At 69.5% G+C, this 19,738-nt stretch carries 18 protein-coding genes and 3 pseudogenes; 10 read left to right on the forward strand and 11 right to left on the reverse strand.

Going from position 1 to position 19,738, the window contains the following annotated elements; all coding sequences use genetic code 11:
- Nucleotides 1-277 precede the first annotated feature (277 nt).
- From OG966_RS01250 to OG966_RS40645, 4 genes are all read right to left on the reverse strand, one after another.
- Nucleotides 278-1,102 carry a glutamate racemase gene (locus OG966_RS01250; RefSeq protein WP_326647434.1) on the reverse strand — a complete coding sequence of 275 codons (825 nt, stop codon included), beginning with the start codon at nucleotides 1,100-1,102 and terminating at the stop codon, nucleotides 278-280.
- A 667-nt stretch (nucleotides 1,103-1,769) separates the two neighbouring features.
- Nucleotides 1,770-2,516, reverse strand: coding sequence for an SDR family oxidoreductase (locus OG966_RS01260; protein WP_326647435.1), 747 nt, complete (start codon nucleotides 2,514-2,516; stop codon nucleotides 1,770-1,772).
- 117 nt (nucleotides 2,517-2,633) lie between these two features.
- Nucleotides 2,634-3,533: an RNA polymerase sigma-70 factor gene (locus tag OG966_RS01265; RefSeq protein WP_326647436.1), complete on the reverse strand. Its 900-nt coding sequence runs from the start codon at nucleotides 3,531-3,533 to the stop codon at nucleotides 2,634-2,636.
- Nucleotides 3,530-3,799 carry a DUF6192 family protein gene (locus OG966_RS40645; protein ID WP_406733472.1) on the reverse strand — a complete coding sequence of 90 codons (270 nt, stop codon included), beginning with the start codon at nucleotides 3,797-3,799 and terminating at the stop codon, nucleotides 3,530-3,532. Before OG966_RS40645 ends, OG966_RS01265 begins: the two co-directional genes overlap by 4 nt.
- A gap of 386 nt (nucleotides 3,800-4,185) precedes the next feature.
- Here OG966_RS40645 and OG966_RS01270 point away from each other — a divergent pair, with 386 nt between their 5' ends.
- The 3 genes from OG966_RS01270 (at nucleotide 4,186) to OG966_RS01280 (ending at nucleotide 5,673) form a co-directional block, all read left to right on the forward strand.
- Nucleotides 4,186-4,320, forward strand: a complete 135-nt coding sequence (locus OG966_RS01270; protein ID WP_326647438.1) for a hypothetical protein — start codon at nucleotides 4,186-4,188, stop codon at nucleotides 4,318-4,320.
- Nucleotides 4,321-4,487: 167 nt separating this feature from the next.
- Complete coding sequence (locus tag OG966_RS01275; RefSeq protein WP_326647439.1) at nucleotides 4,488-4,940, forward strand: VOC family protein; 453 nt, start codon at nucleotides 4,488-4,490, stop codon at nucleotides 4,938-4,940.
- Nucleotides 4,941-5,406: 466 nt separating this feature from the next.
- Nucleotides 5,407-5,673 (forward strand): transposase, encoded by a 267-nt coding sequence (locus OG966_RS01280; protein ID WP_326647440.1) that lies wholly within the window; start codon nucleotides 5,407-5,409, stop codon nucleotides 5,671-5,673.
- Nucleotides 5,674-5,867: 194 nt separating this feature from the next.
- On the opposite strand, the gene OG966_RS01285 is transcribed toward OG966_RS01280, so the two are convergent.
- The 6 genes and pseudogenes from OG966_RS01285 to OG966_RS01310 form a co-directional block, all read right to left on the reverse strand.
- A complete protein-coding gene (locus tag OG966_RS01285; protein ID WP_326647441.1) occupies nucleotides 5,868-6,941 on the reverse strand; it encodes a DUF3533 domain-containing protein in 1,074 nt (357 codons plus the stop codon).
- A 192-nt stretch (nucleotides 6,942-7,133) separates the two neighbouring features.
- Nucleotides 7,134-7,829 (reverse strand): TetR/AcrR family transcriptional regulator, encoded by a 696-nt coding sequence (locus OG966_RS01290; RefSeq protein WP_406733997.1) that lies wholly within the window; start codon nucleotides 7,827-7,829, stop codon nucleotides 7,134-7,136.
- 393 nt (nucleotides 7,830-8,222) lie between these two features.
- Entirely contained in the window at nucleotides 8,223-8,555 is a 333-nt protein-coding gene (locus OG966_RS01295; protein WP_326647443.1) for a hypothetical protein, read from the reverse strand.
- Nucleotides 8,545-10,422: a polymorphic toxin-type HINT domain-containing protein gene (locus OG966_RS01300; protein WP_326647444.1), complete on the reverse strand. Its 1,878-nt coding sequence runs from the start codon at nucleotides 10,420-10,422 to the stop codon at nucleotides 8,545-8,547. The genes OG966_RS01295 and OG966_RS01300 overlap by 11 nt, the downstream gene beginning before the upstream one ends.
- A 212-nt stretch (nucleotides 10,423-10,634) precedes the next feature.
- A pseudogene (locus OG966_RS01305) lies at nucleotides 10,635-10,954 on the reverse strand (transposase); the annotation flags it as partial.
- A gap of 110 nt (nucleotides 10,955-11,064) precedes the next feature.
- The gene (locus tag OG966_RS01310; RefSeq protein ID WP_326647445.1) at nucleotides 11,065-12,054 is read right to left on the reverse strand and encodes a phosphotransferase family protein; all 990 of its coding nucleotides are present in this window, start codon (nucleotides 12,052-12,054) and stop codon (nucleotides 11,065-11,067) included.
- 91 nt (nucleotides 12,055-12,145) lie between these two features.
- On the opposite strand from OG966_RS01310, the pseudogene OG966_RS40650 reads away from it, so the two are divergent.
- A pseudogene (locus tag OG966_RS40650) lies at nucleotides 12,146-12,297 on the forward strand (NF041680 family putative transposase); the annotation flags it as partial.
- A 738-nt stretch (nucleotides 12,298-13,035) separates the two neighbouring features.
- On the opposite strand, the pseudogene OG966_RS01315 reads toward OG966_RS40650, so the two are convergent.
- Nucleotides 13,036-13,383 (reverse strand): annotated as a pseudogene (locus OG966_RS01315) (GNAT family N-acetyltransferase); the annotation flags it as partial.
- A 118-nt stretch (nucleotides 13,384-13,501) separates the two neighbouring features.
- Between OG966_RS01315 and OG966_RS01320 the strand changes: the two are divergent.
- From OG966_RS01320 to OG966_RS01345, 6 genes are all read left to right on the forward strand, one after another.
- Entirely contained in the window at nucleotides 13,502-13,753 is a 252-nt protein-coding gene (locus OG966_RS01320; protein WP_326647446.1) for a hypothetical protein, read from the forward strand.
- A gap of 152 nt (nucleotides 13,754-13,905) precedes the next feature.
- Complete coding sequence (locus OG966_RS01325) at nucleotides 13,906-14,475, forward strand: dihydrofolate reductase family protein (protein WP_326647447.1); 570 nt, start codon at nucleotides 13,906-13,908, stop codon at nucleotides 14,473-14,475.
- A gap of 8 nt (nucleotides 14,476-14,483) precedes the next feature.
- Nucleotides 14,484-15,425, forward strand: a complete 942-nt coding sequence (locus OG966_RS01330; protein WP_326647448.1) for a GNAT family N-acetyltransferase — start codon at nucleotides 14,484-14,486, stop codon at nucleotides 15,423-15,425.
- 117 nt (nucleotides 15,426-15,542) lie between these two features.
- Nucleotides 15,543-16,478 (forward strand): Vgb family protein, encoded by a 936-nt coding sequence (locus OG966_RS01335; protein WP_326647449.1) that lies wholly within the window; start codon nucleotides 15,543-15,545, stop codon nucleotides 16,476-16,478.
- A complete protein-coding gene (locus OG966_RS01340; protein ID WP_326647450.1) occupies nucleotides 16,475-16,825 on the forward strand; it encodes a YciI family protein in 351 nt (116 codons plus the stop codon). Before OG966_RS01335 ends, OG966_RS01340 begins: the two co-directional genes overlap by 4 nt.
- An 82-nt stretch (nucleotides 16,826-16,907) precedes the next feature.
- Nucleotides 16,908-19,592 (forward strand): ATP-binding protein, encoded by a 2,685-nt coding sequence (locus tag OG966_RS01345; protein ID WP_326647451.1) that lies wholly within the window; start codon nucleotides 16,908-16,910, stop codon nucleotides 19,590-19,592.
- Nucleotides 19,593-19,738 lie beyond the last annotated feature (146 nt).

Below are 19,738 nucleotides of genomic sequence, written 5' to 3' on the forward strand. Positions count from 1 at the left end.
CCGCACTTGGGCCGGTCCCTCCACCGAACCGGCGTCAGCAGCCTGATGTCGAACGACATGTGCCATGCCGGTCAGGGCAGCTGAGAGGACAGGGCCGCGTGCCCTCTTCTGACGTGGCTTAGAGGTCGCGCAGATGGGCGCGGTGGGGAGCCCTGTCGCGAGACAGGCACAGGCCCTGGGCGATCACGTAGTTGCCACGCTCTGTGATCACCCGGGGCTGCCTCGAACGGAGTGGCTGTACGCCTGGCCGAGAAGGTGCAGAGGATCTGGGGCCTGCTCAGATCGCCGGTGCAGCCATCGGGGAGCGAGTTGCGGCGGAGATGAGAATTTCGCGGGGTACCCGCCCTGCTGCGTCAAGGGCGCGGCCCACTGGGTGGGCGTGGGCGCCTGCCGGGAGGTTTCCGCGGCGACCGCTGAGTACCACGTCGATGGAGCCCATGGTGCTGTGCGATTCCCTGGTTCGGTCCAATCGCCGCAGTGTTTGGCGAGCGACTGCCTCCGCGCTGTCGTACAGGGTGATTCCGGCGGGCAGGCTCTGCAAAATCTCTGGCGCCACCAGGGAGTAGTGAGTGCATCCCAGCACCACGGAGTCGCAATTTTGGGGGGTTCGCTCGGCCGCGTCGGCGATCGCTTCCGCTGCTGCGGCCATGTCGCCGTGGTCGATCGCCTCGGCCAGACCGGGGCACGCGACACGCGCGACAGGCATGCCGTTCGCGTAGTCCGCGATCAGGCGATCCTGGTAGTCACTCGACGTGGTCCGGACGGTTGCCCACACGGCGATGCCTTGGCCGGTTGCCGCGGCCGACTTCACGGCGGGCACGGTTCCGATCACGGGTACTCGCGGTTCGAACCTCTCGCGCAGGGCGTCGATCGCGGTGACGGTGGCGGTGTTGCAGGGGACCACGATGGCCTCCGCGCCCCGCTGGACGGCCAATTGAGCGGCGGTGAACAGACGGTCCGTGACGAAGGAGGCAGTTCTCGATCCCCAGGGGGCGCCGTCAGGGTCCAGAAGCAGAAGCAGATCGAGTTCCGGGGCGAGGTGCCGAAGCCAGCCTGTAGTGGAAAGGAGGCCAAGTCCTGAGTCGATCAATGCCACCGTCATGGGGTCAAGTTACCAGCCAGGTCTTGCCGCCTGGCTGGACTGGTACGGCCCGTGGACCACTGCGAAGTTCCCTGAATGAGTACGCGCGGACGCGGTGGCCGGTGAAGGCTCCGTATTGAGCCCGCTCCCGCTGAGCGCATTGATGCGCCGCAGGTTCACTGTGAGGCGGCCCTGTGGATCGTGTGGACCGGCGCCTTGGCTGACGTCGCCCTCCGCGTCCTGTGGGTCGATGCTCCCCGCTGGCTCCACACCCCTGCTACCTCTCCCCCGGCTACCACGAGGGCTTCCACGCCTTCACCCCGGCCGCCTACTGGCCACACTGATGGCCTGCCCCGCGCCCCCGTCACCCCATGTTCCCCCCGCGGCCGATGGCTTGGGGACATGGGCTGACAGGGGCATTCCCTCTTCGGGCCCTGCTGCGGCCCTGCGGGGGGTCGCCAGGCAGAGCCTGAGCCAGCCGTTTTCCTGACGACAGGCGGCGGGGCGGGACAAGAACCCCCGGCGATTTGGAGCGTGGCACCTGCCAACCGCCGCACCTTCCACGACCGCGCCACGACCGAGGTCGGAGACGCGAGCCATGTCGTGGAATCGCTCGGACACACGAAGATCATCCCCGGCTGGGCCGACACGCCCTCCACGCCGCACGGCACGCGCCCCCACCAAGGCATCAGCCTCGCGCAGGAAAACGCCCCGCCAGGAACTGCTCGAACGTCACCTTGCCCACGGCCCGCTCCGGCGTCAGATGCCCGCCCGCCCGGAACCCGTGGTAGGCCTTGCCGGCCAGACGCACGTTCAGCAGGGAACGGCGCCGTCCGCTCGCGCGCAGATAGGCCCGGGCCAGCTCCGGAAACGTACGGACCTCGGGGCCGCCCATGTCCGGCACCCGCCCCGCGGGCGCCCCGGTTGCGAGCTCGGCCAGCCGGGCGGCGACCTCCGCCACCTCGACCGGCTGGTCGGCGACCCCCGCCGGGAGCAGCATGACCGGCAGCTTCGCCGAACCCTGCAGGAGCTGCAGCACCAGGTCGTGGAACTGTGTCGCGCGCAGCACCGTCCAGCCGAGCCCCGACTCCTCGATCAGCCCCTCAACGGCGAGCTTGGTCCGGTAGTAGCCGAGCGGCACCCGGTCAACGCCGACGATCGAGATGTATGCCAGATGCCGCACCCCGGCCCGGCGGGCCGCCTCGATCAGATGGCGTGCCGCCTGTTCGTCACCGCCGCGCGGGCTGGACGCGCAGTGCACGACCGTGTCCACGCCCGCGAGGGCTGCGGCCAGCCCCGTGCCCTCGCGCAGGTCCACGGCGTACGGCCGCGAGTGCCGACTCAGCACGCGCACCTCGGCCCCGTCCGCGCGCAGTCGCTCGGTGACGAGCCGGCCGAGCGTTCCGGTGCCGCCGGTCACCAGGATCGTGGTCATCGCAGTTGTCGTCCCTTCGGTGGGCGTGCGCTCCCCGGTGGAGCGCACGCCATCCGCTGAGAACCGACGAACACCCAAAGATGTGACAGCTTCCTCGTGTCGGCACTCACCTGTGGGTCACGCCCCGGGGGCCATCGCGGCGAACTGTCGGCCCGCGAACGCGAGTTTGTCCGGGTTTACGACAACCCGCGTCCGGGCGATGACGCTGTCGCGCAGTTCGAAGGAGGCGACGGCGATGAGCTGCTCCGTCGCGTGCGCCACCAGCGCCGGCGCCCCGTTGACCTCGGCGACCGTGAGGTCCAAGCCGCCCGCGAACCGCTGCGCGCCGCTCACCAGGAACCGCACAACCGTCTCCCGGCCGACGAGAGGGCGCCGGGCCGCGGTTACCTTGCCGCCGCCGTCGCTCCACCAGGTGACGTCCTTGGCGAGCAGCTCCTCCAGTCCGGCCAGATCGCCCTCGCGAGCTGCCATGACGAAGGACTCGACGAGCTCGTGCTGCCGCTCCGCTGCCGGTGTGAAGCGAGTCTCGGGCGTCGCCACCCGCTGGACCGCCCTGCGGTACAGCTGGCGGCAGTTGGCCTCGCTCAGGTTGAGCACTCCGGCGATGTCCCGATGGCCGTAGTCGAACGCCTCGCGCAGGACGTAGACCGCACGCTCCGTCGGCGTGAGCCGCTCCAGCAGCACCAGCAACGCCGTCGACACGGCGTCGCGCTGCTCGGCGGACTCCAAGGGGCCGAGCGAACCGTCCTGCGTGAAGACCGGTTCCGGCAGCCACGGCCCCACGTACGCCTCGCGCTGCACACGGGCCGAGGTGAGCCGGTTGAGGCAGAGGTTGGTGACGACCCTGGCGAGCCAGGCACCCGGATGCTCGATCGCCTGACGGTCGGCGCCGCTCCAGCGCAGATACGCGTCCTGCACCACGTCCTCCGCCTCCTCGGCGGAGCCGAGCAACCGGTAGGCCAGGCCGAACATCCTGGGGCGGTGGGCAGTGAATTCCTCGGCGGTCCCTGACGTCACCTGCCCACCCTGCCAGAAGCGCGAAGGCATCCAGCAACAGACAGTTGACCCGGGTGGGACGTCGGCCGTTCGCCGAGCGGCGCTGCCACCGCTGTCCTTCGAACGACCGAGGGCAGGCCGAGACCAAGTCGAGGAATTCCCTCGCGTGCTCGATGCGCTTCACGGTCGGGGCGAACCGGACTGGTGCGCTCGAAGCGCTCCCGGGCCTGCCGACCTCGTTCGACCTGCGCGCCATTGACCTGGTGGCGGGCGGTGTCGTCGGACATCGCATGGAAGGCCAGTCCGGGCGGTGCAGTGTCTCCGTGCGGACTTTGCCCGCCACGTCGTCTTCGTGGGCGCCGCTGCTGCTAGTGGCTCGGCTCGGATGGTTGACCAGGTAATAGACCCGCCGGACGAAGTGGCCTCCGGATGTGCCTCATTCCGACCGGCCACTTCAAGGGCGAGGAGTACATCACGGGTCCCGGCGGCGTCCAGGTCAAGCGGGCAGCGCGGGTGAGCGTCAACGCCGCGCCGGAGCCGGTGACGAAGGAGAAGGCGATCACGGTGACCGGCAGCCTCATCCGCGCGGACCGGGTGAAGCAGGTTACGGCAGCCAGTACGTCAAGCTCCAGTTCCGCAAGGCAGGCAGTACGGCGTACACCAGCGTCAAACGGTGAAGGCGAGCACCACCGGTGCCCTCAAGACCACCGTTACGGCGTCCGTGGACGGCACCTGGCGTTGGGCATTCGGCGGCACGTCCACCACCGGCACTGCCGTGTCCGGCGGCGACTACGTCGACGTGAGCTGACCAGTGCCCGGGCCGCCGGCACGGGCGGGCCGCCGGCACGGGCTCGAGGGCAACGGAGGGCCCGGCGGCCAGCACGGCCGACTCCCCTCCCGGCCGTGTTCATTCCTGCCCACGAACATCCATCCACCACTATGGACGGAAACATCTGATTTGCCTGGAGGCCTTGCATGCACCGTAATGGTTTTCCTGCCCCGGATTCCGGGCTCCTCCTCACTCACTTTCTGACGGTGGCCGACGTCGCCCGATCTCGCGCCTTCTACACCGACGTTCTCGGCGGTGAGATGGTGCTCGAGGAGAACCCCTGCACCATCAAGCTCGCCAACGGATGGATCATCATGAACCCGGGCGGCGGCCCCACCCCGGACAAGCCAGACGTCTCCCTCCGCCCGCCCACCGACCCGAGCACGGTCAGCAGCTTCCTCAACCTCCGCGTCGCCGACATCGAGGCATGTCACCGAGAGTGGAGTGCGAAGGGCGCCGAATTCCTCACGCCACCCATCGATCGCAAGGCCGAGCTGCGGTGCTACTTGCGCGACCCGGACGGCTATCTCATCGAAGTCGGGCAGGCCACCGGCATGCTGCACGACGTCTACGCCGACCCGCCCGTCGGTACGAGGTAGATCCTTGGCCGGGTAATCGACGTGCTGCTCGTCGGCCAGCAGACCGTGTTCACGACATGATCTTGGAGCGCTGGACCCAAAATGGAGCGGCGGACGCTCGCATACGATCAGTGACCAGGTGCGCGAGCACATCTGCCTGATCGCCCGGACCTCCCCCGCCGACTGGAAGATCACCGCGTCTCCGCCTGAAGCCTGAGCAAGCTCGCCGAGCACCTGATCCAGCAGAAGGTGACCCCGGCCATCAGCCGGGAGACCCTCCGCAAGGGCAAGGCATGGGGGCCGGTGAAGCGTCCGCGCAGGCTGGGGCCATGTACCACCGCTACAACGGCGTGCTGCACATGCTCGCTTCCCTCGATCTGACCACCGGCAAGCTGTACTACCGCATCCGCCCCCGCAAGCGCTGGTGCGAGTTCCTCAACCTCCTCAAAGCCCTGCGATCCCGCTGGCCCGAGGAGAAGCTGTATTGGTGGTGGACAACTTCTCCCCGCACAAGCACGCCAAGGTCCGTGCCTGGGCGGCCGACCACCAGGTCGATCTGGTCTTCCTTCCGACCTACGGTTCCTGGCTGCACTGGATCGAGACCGAATTCGCGGCCCTGCGCTACTTCGCACTCAACGGCACCAACCACCGCAGCCACGACGAGCAGAACGCCGCGAGCGCCGGCTACATCCGCTCGCGCAACGCCGCGCCGAGCGCATCCGCAAGCAACAGCGACCGAAGCGACCTTGGATAGCGCACGCTTGCCCCCTCGGACGGGGGAAGTCGCAATCTTGGGTTGGGTCGCTTCAGTCGCTTCGGTCGCTGGGTCGGCTGCACCGGCCCCATCGGCCCTGGCCGGGGCGTGGCGGTCCGCCGTCGTCCGTGGGCCCGGCTCACCCCGGTCGCCGTCACGCGGACGGCCCGTCAGTGGCGCCCGGTGCCGCTCTGTCAGATCGCGACGTCCCTCTGCCGGGTGCGTCGGATGTGGAGCGCGGATGCGATGACGGCGAGCAGCGAGCCGAGAGCGGCGTACAGCCCGAGGACCCCCAGCGGCTGGGTGAGGGCGTGGCCGGAGAAGTAGACCGTGTTGCGCACCGCCGTAGTGCCGGCCCCCGGCGGCAGCCAGTCGCCGATCGCCCGCCAGAACGGAGGCAGGAGCGCGGCGGGGTAGGCACCGCCCGCGCTGGGGTTGCCGAGGACGACGAACAGGACGATAGTCACGCCGATGCCGAGGATGCCCCACAGCACCTGGAAGGCGACGGTGGTCGCGGCCGCGGCGAAGACGATGAGCGACCCGAGCGCCCACAGAGCAGCGAAGTGACCGGTCAGCGCGCCCAGTACCGGATCGGCGATGATCGCGCCGCCCAGGCCGGAGAGGACGGCGTACACGGCGAGGGTTCCCAGGCGGATGAGGGTGCGGTGCAGGTTCGCCGGGCGGGCGCCGCTGGCCATGCCGAGGATGGCGGCGGCCAGGTAGCCGCCGACAATCCAGCCCAGCACCAGGTAGAAGGACGACATGCCCCGGCCGTCGCTGGCGGCCGGCGGCCGGATGTCGCTCACCGTGATATGCCGCTTCTGGGCTTGTTCGACACTCTGGGCGATCTGGGCCGCGGTGGAGGAGACCGCGGGGCCGCCCGCTGAGGCGACGAGCAGGGTGTCGGTGGTGCCCTTGGGGTTGACGATGACGGCCGCGTCGACGGTGCGGTCGAGGATCTGGGCGCGGGCCTGTCCTTCGCTGCCGACCGTGTGGGCCTTGACGGTGTCACCCTTCATGGAGTTGAGCTGGTCGACGACCCGGTCGGCCGCCTGGGCGGGCGCGACGACCGCGACCGGTATGCGGTGGGGAGTCGGTGCGTGGAAAGCGCCGATGTAGGAGAGGACGAACCCCAGCTGGAGGGCGAGCACGCCGACGACGAGCAGCACTCCGCGCATGCTGACGGCGTCGCGCAGTTCGGCCGTGAATCCGTGCGGCTTGGTGGCTTGCGGCGTTTCGGAAGCGGCGGCGGGAGGTCCGGAGGTCATCCTGTGGTGTCCTTAGGGGTTCGGTGTTCTGGGGCTCGTTCGTTCGGTGGCCGGCGCTCGTGCCTGGTGCCGGGTGTTCGGGCGGAACACGGATGCGGGAACGGGGCGGCGGATCGGTCGGTCCGGTGGCCGACATGACCTCGGGGACGTCCGCCGCGAGCGGTGCGGTGTCTCGCACTTGGGGGCGTTCGTTCACCGCGCCGCGTCGTCGGGTGCGGGTCTCGCGGTGTGCGCGCTGCCGGCTGTGAGCAGCCCGGTCAGCAACCGCCTGAGCCACGCGCGGGCGCCTTCTGGGTCTTCATCGAGGAGCAGTTGCGCCGTGACGCCTTCGTACGCCGTCATCACCGCTCTCGCGGCCCCGTCTGCGTCGCCCAGGACCGGCGGCAGGACCCCTTCCGCGGCCGGCCGGGCCAGCTGGTCCGCGATGGTCTGCCGAAGGCGCGCCCGGTGCTGCGACAGCGTTTGCGCCACGATCGGGTTCCTGGCCGCGTGGCTCAGGAAATCGGTCTTGACCAGCAGCCAGTCGCGGTCCAGCGGCAGCGCCTCGGTCACGCGGTCCACGGCGGCGGACACGTCGAGGCCGACGTCGATGGACAGCGCCTCGGCGACCTGATCGGCGATCAGGTCGCCGCGCTGCTGGTAGAGGGCGAAGAACAGCCCCTCCAGGCTGTCGAAGTTCGAGTAGAAGGCACCCCTGCTGTAGCCGGCGGCCTCACACACCTCTTCGATCGCCACCCCGCGGAACCCCTTGGCTGCGAATACCTCGAACGCGGCGTCCAGCAGGTTCGCCCGCGTCCGGACGCGGCGCCTGGTCACGCGCCCGGTCGTGCCTTTCGGGTCAGCTCCCGCGCCCCGGCGCCGCCGCGCGGCCGTCCCGTTGGCGTCCATGGTCACGCCCCATCCCTCGTTAAATACATGGGTGTATCCGATACATCAATGTATCAAACGTGAAGCGGACCCGGCCGAGCAGCCGCTCGCGCTCGTCCCTCCAGCTCGTCGCAGCCGACGGCGGCTGTCTTCGTGGGCGCCGCTGCTGCTGGTCGAGTGCGATCCGGACGGCGGCGCCCTGCCGAGGCGTTGGAAGGGCGGATCCCGGGCGACCAGGGCCTGCACAAACTTGCCGTGTCCTCACGCGCCCACGAGCAAGAGCCCTCCAGGCACTTGACGACGGGGCGCGCCCGGCAGGGCGCGCACCTTTGGCGTTGAGACGCGCGTCCTCCGTCGTTCTCACGGGGCCGCGGCCGGTTGGCGCGCGCGGTCAGGGCGGGCGGGAGCCGGGTGTCATCCGGACGCCAGCCGGTCCCCCTCCGGGGTGTTCGAGAGCCAGCAGACGCCGCCCGCGGGGATCCAGGCGACGCGGTCGAGTGCTGCGACGACCCGGTGGAGGACGGCGTCGTCGTCACCGGCCCAGGGTTCGAACCCGGTGTCGCCGATTTCTCCAACTGCCATCAGGCCGCCCCTCACCACGTCGGCGAGCACCTCGCCGGCCAGGGCTCGGAAGTCGCCGCTCGACGGCTCGGCCGCCTCACGTGCCAGCCCGATCAGCCGGTCCACCGGTACCCAGTCGTCCAGACCCTCGACGAGGAGCTCACGGACGATGACCTCATTGTCCATCGGGTAGATGCACCTTCATTCCTTTGCCGGTGACCGGGAAGATGTCAATCGTCTCTCCGCCGGACCGGGACGATGTACGCCACTGGATGACCGTTCCGTCCGCAAGCTTGTAGACGTCCGGGATCTTCGGCCCTCGGGCAGGCAGCCGCTGTGCACCGGCGGTCCACTTATCGAACGCCCCGCGCATCTCCGCGACGCTCGACATCTCCTTGACGTGTGGCTGCTTCCCCTTCGCAAGGGCGTCGAAGCCGGACTTCCATACACCGCAGCCGTTCGCGTTGTGCACCAGCAGGGGCGTGTCGCCGGCCAGCACGTAGAAGGTGTGCAGGTCGGCGACGGTGAGGTTGTGAACCGTCCGGTCCTGGTCGCTCCACGACCTGACCGCGTTGACCTGGACGCGCGTACCCGCGCTGGTGCGTAGCCACGCGCCCGGCTCCAGCTGCTCCGCCGTGGCCCACGCCTCGAGGTCGTCGACCCAGAAGGGGTGTCCTTCGGTCGCGGTGACCGTGGTAGTGCCCTCGTCGGTACGTATCGTGACGTCGACGAGGTTCTTCTGGCCCTGGCCGGTGATGTGGGCAGTGACAGGCTCGGCCTGCGTAAGTCCGCTCTCCGGGTCACCGGCGAGCACTTGGTCGCCCACCTGTACCTGGTCGATGGGCAGGCGTGAGCCGTCTGCCATCATCACCGCGGTTCCGCCGGGAAAGCTGTTACAGGTGACGGCTTCCTCGCCCTTGCGGGCCTTCCTGACGTCCTCGGCAGTCAGGAGACGGTCGCCGGCCCGCAGCCAGTGCAGGACGGACAGCCCTCCGAGTACTCGTTCCTTGGTGCCGAGCTTCTGACCGGTCACCACATCTTTGCCGACGATGGCCTCGACAACACCCTTGCCGTCGCCGATTCCCGGCAGCAGGTCCAGCAGCAACGACATCCTGCGCTGCTGTTCGGCCTCGTCCAGGCCTGAGGAGCCGGCCCCCCAGGTGTCCCCGATGTGAGAGAAGTCGAAGTCGATCCCAGGCATGTCGCGGAGCTTCTCGGCACCCTTCTTGATGCCGGGTACGTGCTTGTTGGCCTCCTTGACACCCTTGTTGGCCTGGGCGATGCCCTCGTTCATCTCCTTCATGCCCTTGTTGGCCTTGGAGATGCCCTTGTTGGCCTGGGACAGGCCCCTGTTGACCTCGGCGACGCCCGCGTTCATCTCCTTCAGGCCGCGGTCCATCTGCGCGAAGCCTTCGTTCATCTGGTCGAAGGCGGCGTTGAGTTCGGCGAGGTCCTTCTCGAAGTCGAAGATCGGCTTCGCGTCCGGGTACTTCGGGGGTGTGTAGTCCGGGAAGTAGTCCCCCAGCGCCACGGTCAGGAGGGTGAGCGTCAGCAGCGAGCCGCTCTGGTCGCCCAGCAGATCATCCGCCTTGGCCAGGTTGGTACCCAGCTTGTCGAGGTGGGGCTTGGCGGCCTTGAAGGTCTTGACAGCCTGTTGCAGGAGCTTCAGCTGCTGCGCAGGGTCAGGCGCGGTGGTGGGGTCCACCAGGTCCAGCGGCTTGAGGGTCTCCAGCGCCTTGAGGTTCTTGTCGAACTCCTTGAAGCTCGCTCCGTGGTCCCTCATGGCGTCCTGGGTGACGAACAGGAACAGACCGACACCGGCGCCGAGTTTGACTGCCTTCCCAGCAAACTCCTTGAGGCATCGTGGCCGTTCGAGCAGCGGCAGACGGTCGCAGTTCGCATACTGCGCCACCTTTAGCGCGATGGCCGCCAAGCGCTCCACGCGGCTTTTCTCCGCGGCCGCGGCCGGGGCGGTGGACGCCATACCGCCGGCGAACAACATGGCCAGTACGACGACGAACGTCGCGATTCTTGATCTGAGATTGTGGTGCATGCATTCCTCGACCGGCGCTCGTCGATATCTCCCGATGAGCGCCGGTTCTTGTTCCCCGTGACAGTCCGACTGTCTTGTTACTGGCGCGTAGCCAAGTGGTCATGCGCACCATATCTCACGACATGTCACCGGGTCGGCGGCCCCTGCCGTTTACGGATGACCGGAATCCGCCGGGAGACCGCCCCGCAGAGATACGTGCTGGCTCCCGCAGGCCAGTTGCTCACATCCACGGCCAGGACGAGCCGCCCGTTGGCGGCCTTGGGCTGGGGCAGCGCGGGCCAGAGTCCGCCGCAGCCGCCCCGCGTCGATCCGGCCACGGTTCAGGGCGTCGTACAGTGCGCCGTGCCCACGGCGGTGCTCGGCCGGCAGCGTCAGATCCACCGGTCCTCACCGGCCCGTCCGCAGACAGCAACGCGTCCGTCAGCTCGAACAGTTCGTCACGCCGGGCAGTCAGACACGCGCAGACGTCGTCCCGGAAGTGCGACGCCACAGCGAACGGCTCCCGCCGGGCGTTGTCGTGCGGCCGACTCATTCCCCCACAGACGAAGCCGTGTTCACGTCCCCCGGAATCCCGCATGGGTGATCACGTTCGAGGCATCGTTCGGGGTCAGGTGGGAGAATAAGGTGAGACGCCACGGGCGTTCAGGCGTGGACCAGTTCCAGCGCCTTCATCAGGTTGTACTCGGCGATGCCCGCCATGAACGCCCGGTTGGGGAAGTCCCCGTCGAGCAGCCGCAGTGGACCCGCCGTCAGCGACAGACGCTGCGCGAGCATGTAGAGCGCGAGCCGGTCCTCGTCCAGTCCGTCCACCTGCAGCGGCCGGTAGGCGTCGTGCAGCCGGATCCGCAGAAAAACGTGCTCCCACTCGACGTCGAAGTACATCAGGCCCTCGATGTCGATGGCCACCGGGTTCCCGCCCGCGTCCACCAGCACGTGGTCGGGCCCCAGTTCGCCGTGCACGACCGCATACTCCGCGCGCGGCCGCACCGCCGCCGTCAGACCCAGCAGCCGCTCCTCCAGCCGGTCGCGAGTTCTCGCGATCCGCGGATCGCGCGACGCCGCCTCGGCAAGGTCCCGCAGCGCACGGTAGAGGACGACCCCCTCGCACGACGTCCCGCGCGACGTACCTCCCCCGTCGACCACGGCCACCTTGCCGTACGTGGACGCCCGATGGCGCCGCATCGCCTCCAGCGCCTCCCCGAGCCAGGCCATGACCGGGGCCGCCGCGCTCGGGTCGTGCGCGAGTAGCTCCTCCAAGTTCTCGCCCGGGAGGTCCTCGACAATCGCGAGGTCGGCCGGACAGTGGGCGCCGTTGCGGTCGATGAGACGGATCGCGGGGACGCGGACGCCGAGCGCGTCCAGCCGCGCGTGCGCGGCCTCGAACAGGTCGAGCCCGAGACCGGGCGCGAACGGGTCGGCGAGGTCGTCGTCACCCTCGGCCGCCGGCCAGTAGTTCTCGGCGTCGTCCCACAGGTAGGCGATAGCAGTCGTCGTGTCGTCCATCACCAGGCGGTATACGCCCTTCTTACTACCACCAGCGACCCGCTCAACCGCCTCCAGCCGCCGCCCGCCGCCCAGCGCGGCCCGCGCCGCACCCGCCAACTGCTCCCGCGTCTCTGCCCTGGGGGCCACTTTCCGAACCGCCTCTCCATCACGACAACCTGCGTACCCTACGGGAGCATCTACGTGGGGACGATTGGTTTGTTCCGCATCCGAGGACCCGCCGACCCGGGTCGGTGCCAGCTTCCAGAGCCTCCGAGCGCACCCGCCTTGCCCAGGCGAGTGGCCGCTCGCTCGGAGAACCGACGGTCTGCCACCCGCTACGACGTGGGCAAAACGGTCAGACGACCCGAGAGCATCACCGAACGCAGGAGGAACACTCGCCAGCAGCGCTCCACGTCATCCGCTGTGACTCCGGTCCTGGAGGATCACAGCCACACTGGCCGCGGCTCGCGGCCCTTCGGCAGATGCCCGACCTTCCACCGGACTAATGTGCCTTCCACCAGGGGAAGTTCGCCGTTGGTCCCTCGCAGGCGCGGAGGCTTCGGCAGGCGCAATGACGGGATCGGAGCGGATCCCGGCCGACCAGCTCGACGGGAAGGTCACGCAGGACTCAGGCACGGCGGGTGACGCGGTGACGATGTCCGGCTCCACGCGTCAGACTTGGGCGAGAACATCCGCCGTCAAACGGTCGTATTCAGCAGCCGCCGCAGGCACGCCATCGAAGTAGTCGTCCAGAACCCGGCCCGCTGCCACTCTCGCGGCGCCAACGTCAGCAAGCCATCGGTCAATCCAGCCACCCAGCAGGCAGGCAGTCGCTCGCTCACAACGGTGAACATCGCCGCGTCCCAACGCCCCAGAGAGTCGAAGGCCCCGGCTCGCTGTTCGGCCGGATCCGGAATACGAAACAGCACTCGATCCTGCGCGGTCACCTCTTCAAGGACCGGATACTCAACTCCCCCACGCATTGCGGGGTGGTCACTCACCACCGCACCGGATTGCGGGACTGATGATCTGAATGCAGCGGACAGTCATCCGCGCAACCCAGAGACCTTCCGCCGCGGAAGTTGCGGGGCGGTGTCTCTGCACTGCCTGGATCGGTGCACGCCTACATCACTGAGGCCGAGATGGTGTCCGCCGGGTGGTGTAGGCCTTGAGCATCTCTGTGGGGGTGCGGTACAGCACGCACTGGCGGAGCGGCCCTTCGGGCACGCTGGGATCCTCGAAGTCGTCAGCCGCGTCTCGAGTCATGCCGATCCGGCGCATCACTGCCTGGGAACGAACGTTGTTAATGGTCGTCGACGCCACGATCTCCGGCAGCCCGAGGACATCGAAGCCGAAGGCCTGGCAGGCCAGGGCGGCCTGGGTGGCGTAACCGTGACCCCACGCCGTACGCGTTGACCGCCACCCGATATCCACCCCAGCGAACGGCATGTCCTGGTCGACTTCGTCCAAGCCGGGACTATCCATGAGGGCTCCGACGCCGTGATCACACCAGCCACAACAAGATCATCTCTCGGTCTCGGAGGGCCTTGGCTACGGGCCCTCGGATACTGAGGACGTTTCCCACCTGGAGACGGTGACGCTCGCCGCCGAGACCGTCCGCGAGAAAATGCGCCTCGAACAACTCTGGGTGCGCGAGGCCTTGGAGGTCCGCCGGTTCGGTGAACTCCGCACGGTCTGCGACCACTTCATCGCTTCCTGCGCGTCCCGAGTCAGGGGCACGGTGGGCTGGCACCTGGGCCGTGGCACGGCCCAGACCCGGTCGATCGTCGGGGAGCGCCCTCGGTTCATAGGGGATCGGGAGGCGTGGGAGAAGGGGCGGCCCTGACACCCCGGCCCGCCGGTAGCGACCCCGACACCGCTACCGATGCCGTCCCGGGCGAGGCGGGTCACGTTACGTCGCGATGACCGATGCCCTCCTGAATCGGGGTGCCTAGTGTCATCTCGTCCCTGGTGGCAACGGATCGGAATCGGACCCGCATGCGTCTGCTCACGTACCTCGTCGGCTGCAGTGTCGACGGCTTCACCGCCGGTCCTGACGGACAGTGCGACCCCTTCGGCTTCGACGGCGATCTCAAGGCCGCCGTTCTGGCCGAGTACCCCGAGACCGTCCCGGACCATGTCCGCAGGCCGCTGGGCGTCGTCAGCACGGCGAACAGATTGTTCGACACGGTCGTCATGGGGCGCGGCGTCTACGAATCCGCTCGGGCGGCCGGTGCCGACAGCCCGTATCCCTGGCTGCGGCAGTACGTGGTCTCCTCGTCCCTGAAACGGCCCGCGTCAGGCGTCGATGTCGTCGCCGGGGACCCGGCGGAGTTCGTCCGCGGGCTGAAGCGGCGGCCGGGCATGGGCATCTGGCTGTGCGGCGGCCCGGTGCTGGCCGGGCGCTTGCTGCGCGAGGTCGACAAGCTCGTGGTCCACCGCCGCCCGGTGGTGTTCGGGGCCGGCGTTCCGCTGTTCCACGCGGCATTCGACCCTGCCGCCTTCACGCTGACCGACTTCCGGGTCTTCGCCACCGGCGCCACTGTCACTACGTACACCAAGCAGTAGGAGCACAAGTGTTGTTTCGCCCCACGACCGAGGCCGATCAAGAGCGTGTCGCAGCAGTCATCGTGGATGAACCGGTGGGCTGGATCGACGCCGACCGCTACCTGGACGATTTGAAGCAGGGGATGTACCGGCCGGAGTGGACCTGGATCGCCGAGGACGACGGGCGGATCGTGGGCCGTTCCTTGTGGTGGGGGCAGCAGGACAGCGCTCACCCCGTCGCCCTGGACTGTCTGCATGTCGACCCGAGGCTCCCCGACCGCGCGGAGGTGGCGGCCGGGCTGCTGACCGCAGCGCTGCGGGCGTTCGCCGAAGCCGGTGCGCCCAAAATTCCGCTGTACAACCTGACGCTGCCCGTCGGCTGGCGTGACACCCCGGCCGCGGTGGCCGCCGTGGAGTGGCGGCGCCGGGCCGCCGTGGCAGCAGGCCTCACGCATGAGGTGGAACGGCTGCGCCTGCAATGGACGGCCGACGTCGGCCTCCCCGCGTCCAGGGGCCGGCTGACGTTCGCCCCCGCTTCGGACGAGGAGTTCCTCCGGCTGTTCCGTCGGACAGCCGTCGGCAGCCTGGACGACGAGACCCGCAGGAACATCGCCGTCAAGGGCGCCGAAGCCACGGCCAGGGACGAGATGGACTTCTATCTCGGCTGCCCCGGTCGGCGCGAGTGGTGGCGCGTGGCCCACACCCCGGACGGGCAGGTCGCGGGCCTCGCCCTCCCCTCCGCGACACCGTATGCCCGCAACGTGGGCTACCTGGGCGTCGTCCCCGAGTTCCGCGGCCATGGGTACGTGGACGACCTCCTCACCGAGATCACCCTCATCCACGCGGAATCCGGTGCCGAACTGATCACAGCCACCACGGACACCGGCAACGCCCCCATGGCCGCGGCCTTCGCCCGCGCCGGCTACCGGACTTCGGAGATCCGCATGCTGTATTCGGCGCCGGTGGCGTAGGGCGGAGAAACGGAGGCCCCTTCGCCCGAGGGAGACAGACGGTTGATGAAGGGCGGCAGCGGGCGCGCCGTATGAAGAGAGCCGCATGAGCCGTATGAAGAGAGGAGAGCCGGTCTGATGCCGGTTTTCATCGAAGAGTTCACCTTGGCCGGGAGCGACAGCGGTCCCTACGCGCTCACCACGGGCCCGGACGGGGCGCTGTGGTTCACGCTGGTTCACAGCGGGGGCATCGGGCGTCTCGTGCCCGGAGGGGTACTCACGCACCATCAACTCGACCCGGACTGCGGGCCAACGATCATCGCTGTCGGGCCGGACGACGCCTTGTGGTTCACCGAGCACCGGGCGCACCGCATCGGCCGGATCGCCCTCGACGGCAAGGTCGAGGAATTCACCGTGCCGACTGCGGAGTGCGGTCCGTTCGGAATCGCCGCCGGGCCGGACGGAGCGCTGTGGTTCACCGAGACCGCCGCCGACCGGATCGGCAGGATCACCACCGACGGCCGGGTGACCGAGTTCCCGCTGCCCGCCACGGGGACCTACCCCTCCGCGATCACCGCAGGAGCCGACGACGGGATGTGGTTCACCCTGAACCAGGCCGACGCGATCGGGCGGATCGGCATGGACGGAGCCGTCACTCTGCACCCGTTGCCGACCAGGTCCGCCGCCCCGGTGGGCATCGCGGCCGGGCACGACGGGGCGGTCTGGTTCGTCGAGATCGGTGCAGGGCAGATCGGGCGGATCACTCCCGACGGCGGGATCACCGAGTTCCCGCTGCCCGACCGCACGTCCCGGCCGCATGCCATCACCCCCGGCAGCGACGGCACGTTGTGGTTCACCGAGTGGGCCGGCAACCGGGTGGGCTCCCTCACCCCCGACGGCACTGTCACCGTGCACGACCTCCCGACCCCGGGCTCGGAGCCGCACGGGATCGCCCTGGGCCCGGACGGAGCTCTGTGGACAGCGCTGGAAATCGGTGCACTCGCCCGCGTCGGCGTCCGTGTCCGCACGCAACGAAGCAACGAACAACGAGGGAACGAAAGGGAACGCTCATGAAGTACGCACTCGTGATCTTCGAGACCGATGAGTCGCGCCACCGGATCCGGACCGACCGGGCCGCTCACCGAGCGGCGTACGAGACCTGGATCGGCAAGATCGCGGCGGCAGGCAAACTGATCAGTGGCGATGCTCTGGACACCGAGTCGGCCACCGCGGCGACCGTGCGCAAGACCACCGGAGCAGCGCCCGCCGCGGTGACCGACGGGCCCGCACACCCCGGCGAGGAGACCCTGGGCGGCTGGTTCGTCATCGACGTGGCCGACCGTGAGGAAGCCGTGGAACTCGCCAAGGGGCTCGGCACCTTGGAGACCATCGAGATCTGGCCGGTGCTCGAAGGCGCCTGAGGACGGCCCGTTGCGGCATCGCCGCTCCCCCGACGTACAGTGTCGATCATGATGCTCGGTTGCTGGCGAGGGGGAGCGGACGGTGCAGGGGCGCGCAGAAGAACGACGCCACATTGAGCGGATGCTCGCCAACTCTCGGCGCGGAGCGAGCAGTTCACTGCTGCTGTACGGCGAGGCCGGCATCGGCAAGACCACCCTCCTTGAGCATGCGGCCGCCCACGCGGACGGCATGCGCGCGCTGCGGGTCGAGGGCATCGAGTCGGAGATGGAGCTCGCTTTCGGAGGGCTCCATCAGCTCTTCCTGCCGGTGCTCGATCTACTCGACCGGCTGCCGGGACCGCAGGCCGGGGCTCTGCGCGCCGTCTTCGGCCTGAGCGACGAGCCCGTACGGGACCGTCTCACCCTGGGGCTCGCCACACTGTCGCTGCTGTCCGAGGCGGCCACGGACGACCCCCTGCTGTGCCTGGTCGACGACCTGCAATGGCTCGACCGGCCGTCCGGGGACGCGCTGACCTTTGCCGCCCGGCGGCTGCGGGACGAAGGCATCGTCATGCTCTTCGCCACCCGCGGCACCTCGCCGGAGAGCGGATCGAGGGCGCTGCCGCGCGTACACGTCACCGGCATCGACCGGCGGTCGGCCGTGGCGCTGCTGCCCGGCCTCGCTCCCCCGGTCGCCGAGCACATCCTCGACCAGGCGCAGGGAAACCCGCTGGCGCTGCGGGAGTTGGCCGCCGCGCTGACCCCGGCGCAGCGCGCCGGACAGCTGGGGCTGCTGGCGCCGGCCGAGGCGCGGCCCGAGCTGCCCCATCGGCTCCAGGACGCGTTCGCACAGCAGATCCGCCGCCTTCCCGACGCGACCCAGCGCACTCTCGCGGTGGCCGCGGCCGACGACACCGGGGACCTTCCCACCGTGCTGGCAGCCGCGGGCCGGCTCGACGGGGAGGTCAGGGATCTAGAGCCCGCCGAGCGTGCCGGACTGGTCTTCGTCTCCGCGCAGAAACTGCGTTTCCGGCACCCCCTCATCCGGTTCGCCGCCTACCAACAGGCCCCGCTGGCCTGGCGGATCGCGGCGCACCGGGCGTTGGCGGCGGACCTGGACGGCGCCCAGCACGCGCACCGGCGCGCCTGGCACCTGGCCGCCGCGACGACCGGCCCGGACGAAGAGGTCGCCGCGGAGTTGGAACGGGTCGCCGAGTGGGCTGGAAGCAGGCAGGCGATGGCGTCCGCGTCCGCGGCGTACGAGCGGGCCGCCCGCCTGACCGCCGATCCGCACCGGCATGCCCGCCGCCTGATCACCGCCGCGCAGAAGGCGAGCGAAGCCGGCCAGGACGAACGGTGCCGCGCTCTCACCGACCAGGTGCCACTGCCGTTGCGGGACCCAGGGATGGCGGCGGACTTCGCCCGCGTACGCTCCGTGGTCGAGCTCGGCTACGGCAGCCCCCGCCGGGCCGCCCGCATCCTGGCCGACTGCGCGGACACGATCTCGGCCGACCGCCCCGACAAGCTCGCGCCGCTGCTGACCGACGCCATCCACGCGGCCTTCTGCGCGGGCGACGCACCCCTCATGGTGGAGATCGGCGTCCGCACACCCCATCTGCCGATCCTGGCCGTGCCCGCCCACCTCCTGGCGGGCGACCTGCCCGGCGCGCGCCGGGCCCTGGACACTCTCGTACGGGCCGGACGCCTCGCCGACGTCGGGCTCATGGACCAGTTGGTGACCTCGATCTACTGCCACCTGATGGCCGATCACGCGACCGCGCACGAACTGGCCGCCGCGGCGGTCGCCCACTGCCGCGAGCAGGGCATCGGTGGATGGCTGCCCACCACGCTGCATCTGCGCGCCCAGGTGGAGCTGGCGCTCGGCCGGCTCGACGACGCGCACGCACACGCCACCGAAGCGCTCCGGCTGGCCGACGGCTACGACCTGGACCACCGAGCAGCCCATCTGCGCGCCCTGTTGGCGGTGCTGGCCGCCGTCCAAGGGGAGGAGGCGCAGACCCGGAAAATGGCCGAACAGGCACTGGAGTACACCCGCCCGCGCTCGGTCGGACGGGGCGCGGCGGAGGCGCTGTGGGCGCTGGGGCTGCTCGACCTCGGCCTCGGGCGGGCGCAGGACGCGCTGCGCCATCTGGAGGCGGCCCGGCAGGCGGCGGGCCACCCCTTCCTGGCCCGGCACCTGTTGCCGGATCTGATCGAGGCGGCCGTGCGCGCCGGACATCCGGAAGGGGCGCGGGCACCCGCGGACCAGCTCATGACATGGGCGGCCGGCCTCGGACAGCTCCACTTCACGGCCCAAGCGCACCGCTGCGCGGCCCTGACCAGCCCGGACACACAGGCCGAGCAGCACTATCTGGCCGCCTTGGACCTGCACACCGACGGCAACGACTTCGATCGGGCGCGCACCCAACTCCTCTACGGCGAATGGCTGCGCCGCTCGCGCCGCAAAATCGACGCCCGCGACCAACTGCGCACCGCACTGAAAATCTTCGATCAGCTGAACGCCCGACCCTGGGCCCACCGCGCTCGCACGGAACTCCAGGCAGCCGGCGAAACCCACGACCCGTCCGACGCCACCGACTCCCCCCTGACCCGCCTGAGCGCCCAGGAGCGCGAAGTCGTCCGCCTCGCGGCCACCGGCGCCACCAACCGCGAAATCGCCACGCACCTGTTCCTGAGCCCACGCACCGTCGGCCACCACCTCTACCGCGCGTTCCCCAAGCTCGGCATCAGCTCCCGAACAGAACTCGCCGACCTGCTCACGCCCTGACAGGTGCAGAAGAACAGGCAGGTCAGGCGCCCTTCCCGACCACAGGCACAAGCTGGGCTGAGCCGGGACGCCAGCTGCGACCGAGAGAGATCCGCCCGGGGGGAACCCCGCGCCCGCTGGAGGAGGGCATCCGGGCCACGGGACTT

The organism is Streptomyces sp. NBC_01750 (assembly GCF_035918095.1).
In the GTDB taxonomy this organism is placed as follows: domain Bacteria; phylum Actinomycetota; class Actinomycetes; order Streptomycetales; family Streptomycetaceae; genus Streptomyces.

Coding starts and splice junctions, on each gene's coding strand:
- OG966_RS01250 (WP_326647434.1), bottom strand. CDS start 1,102: ATGACGGTGGCATTGATCGACTCAGGACTTGGCCTCCTTTCCACTACA.
- OG966_RS01260 (WP_326647435.1), bottom strand. CDS start 2,516: ATGACCACGATCCTGGTGACCGGCGGCACCGGAACGCTCGGCCGGCTC.
- OG966_RS40645 (WP_406733472.1), bottom strand. CDS start 3,799: ATGTCCGACGACACCGCCCGCCACCAGGTCAATGGCGCGCAGGTCGAA.
- OG966_RS01275 (WP_326647439.1), top strand. CDS start 4,488: ATGCACCGTAATGGTTTTCCTGCCCCGGATTCCGGGCTCCTCCTCACT.
- OG966_RS01285 (WP_326647441.1), bottom strand. CDS start 6,941: ATGACCTCCGGACCTCCCGCCGCCGCTTCCGAAACGCCGCAAGCCACC.
- OG966_RS01290 (WP_406733997.1), bottom strand. CDS start 7,829: ATGGACGCCAACGGGACGGCCGCGCGGCGGCGCCGGGGCGCGGGAGCT.
- OG966_RS01295 (WP_326647443.1), bottom strand. CDS start 8,555: ATGGACAATGAGGTCATCGTCCGTGAGCTCCTCGTCGAGGGTCTGGAC.
- OG966_RS01300 (WP_326647444.1), bottom strand. CDS start 10,422: ATGCACCACAATCTCAGATCAAGAATCGCGACGTTCGTCGTCGTACTG.
- OG966_RS01325 (WP_326647447.1), top strand. CDS start 13,906: ATGCGTCTGCTCACGTACCTCGTCGGCTGCAGTGTCGACGGCTTCACC.
- OG966_RS01335 (WP_326647449.1), top strand. CDS start 15,543: ATGCCGGTTTTCATCGAAGAGTTCACCTTGGCCGGGAGCGACAGCGGT.
- OG966_RS01340 (WP_326647450.1), top strand. CDS start 16,475: ATGAAGTACGCACTCGTGATCTTCGAGACCGATGAGTCGCGCCACCGG.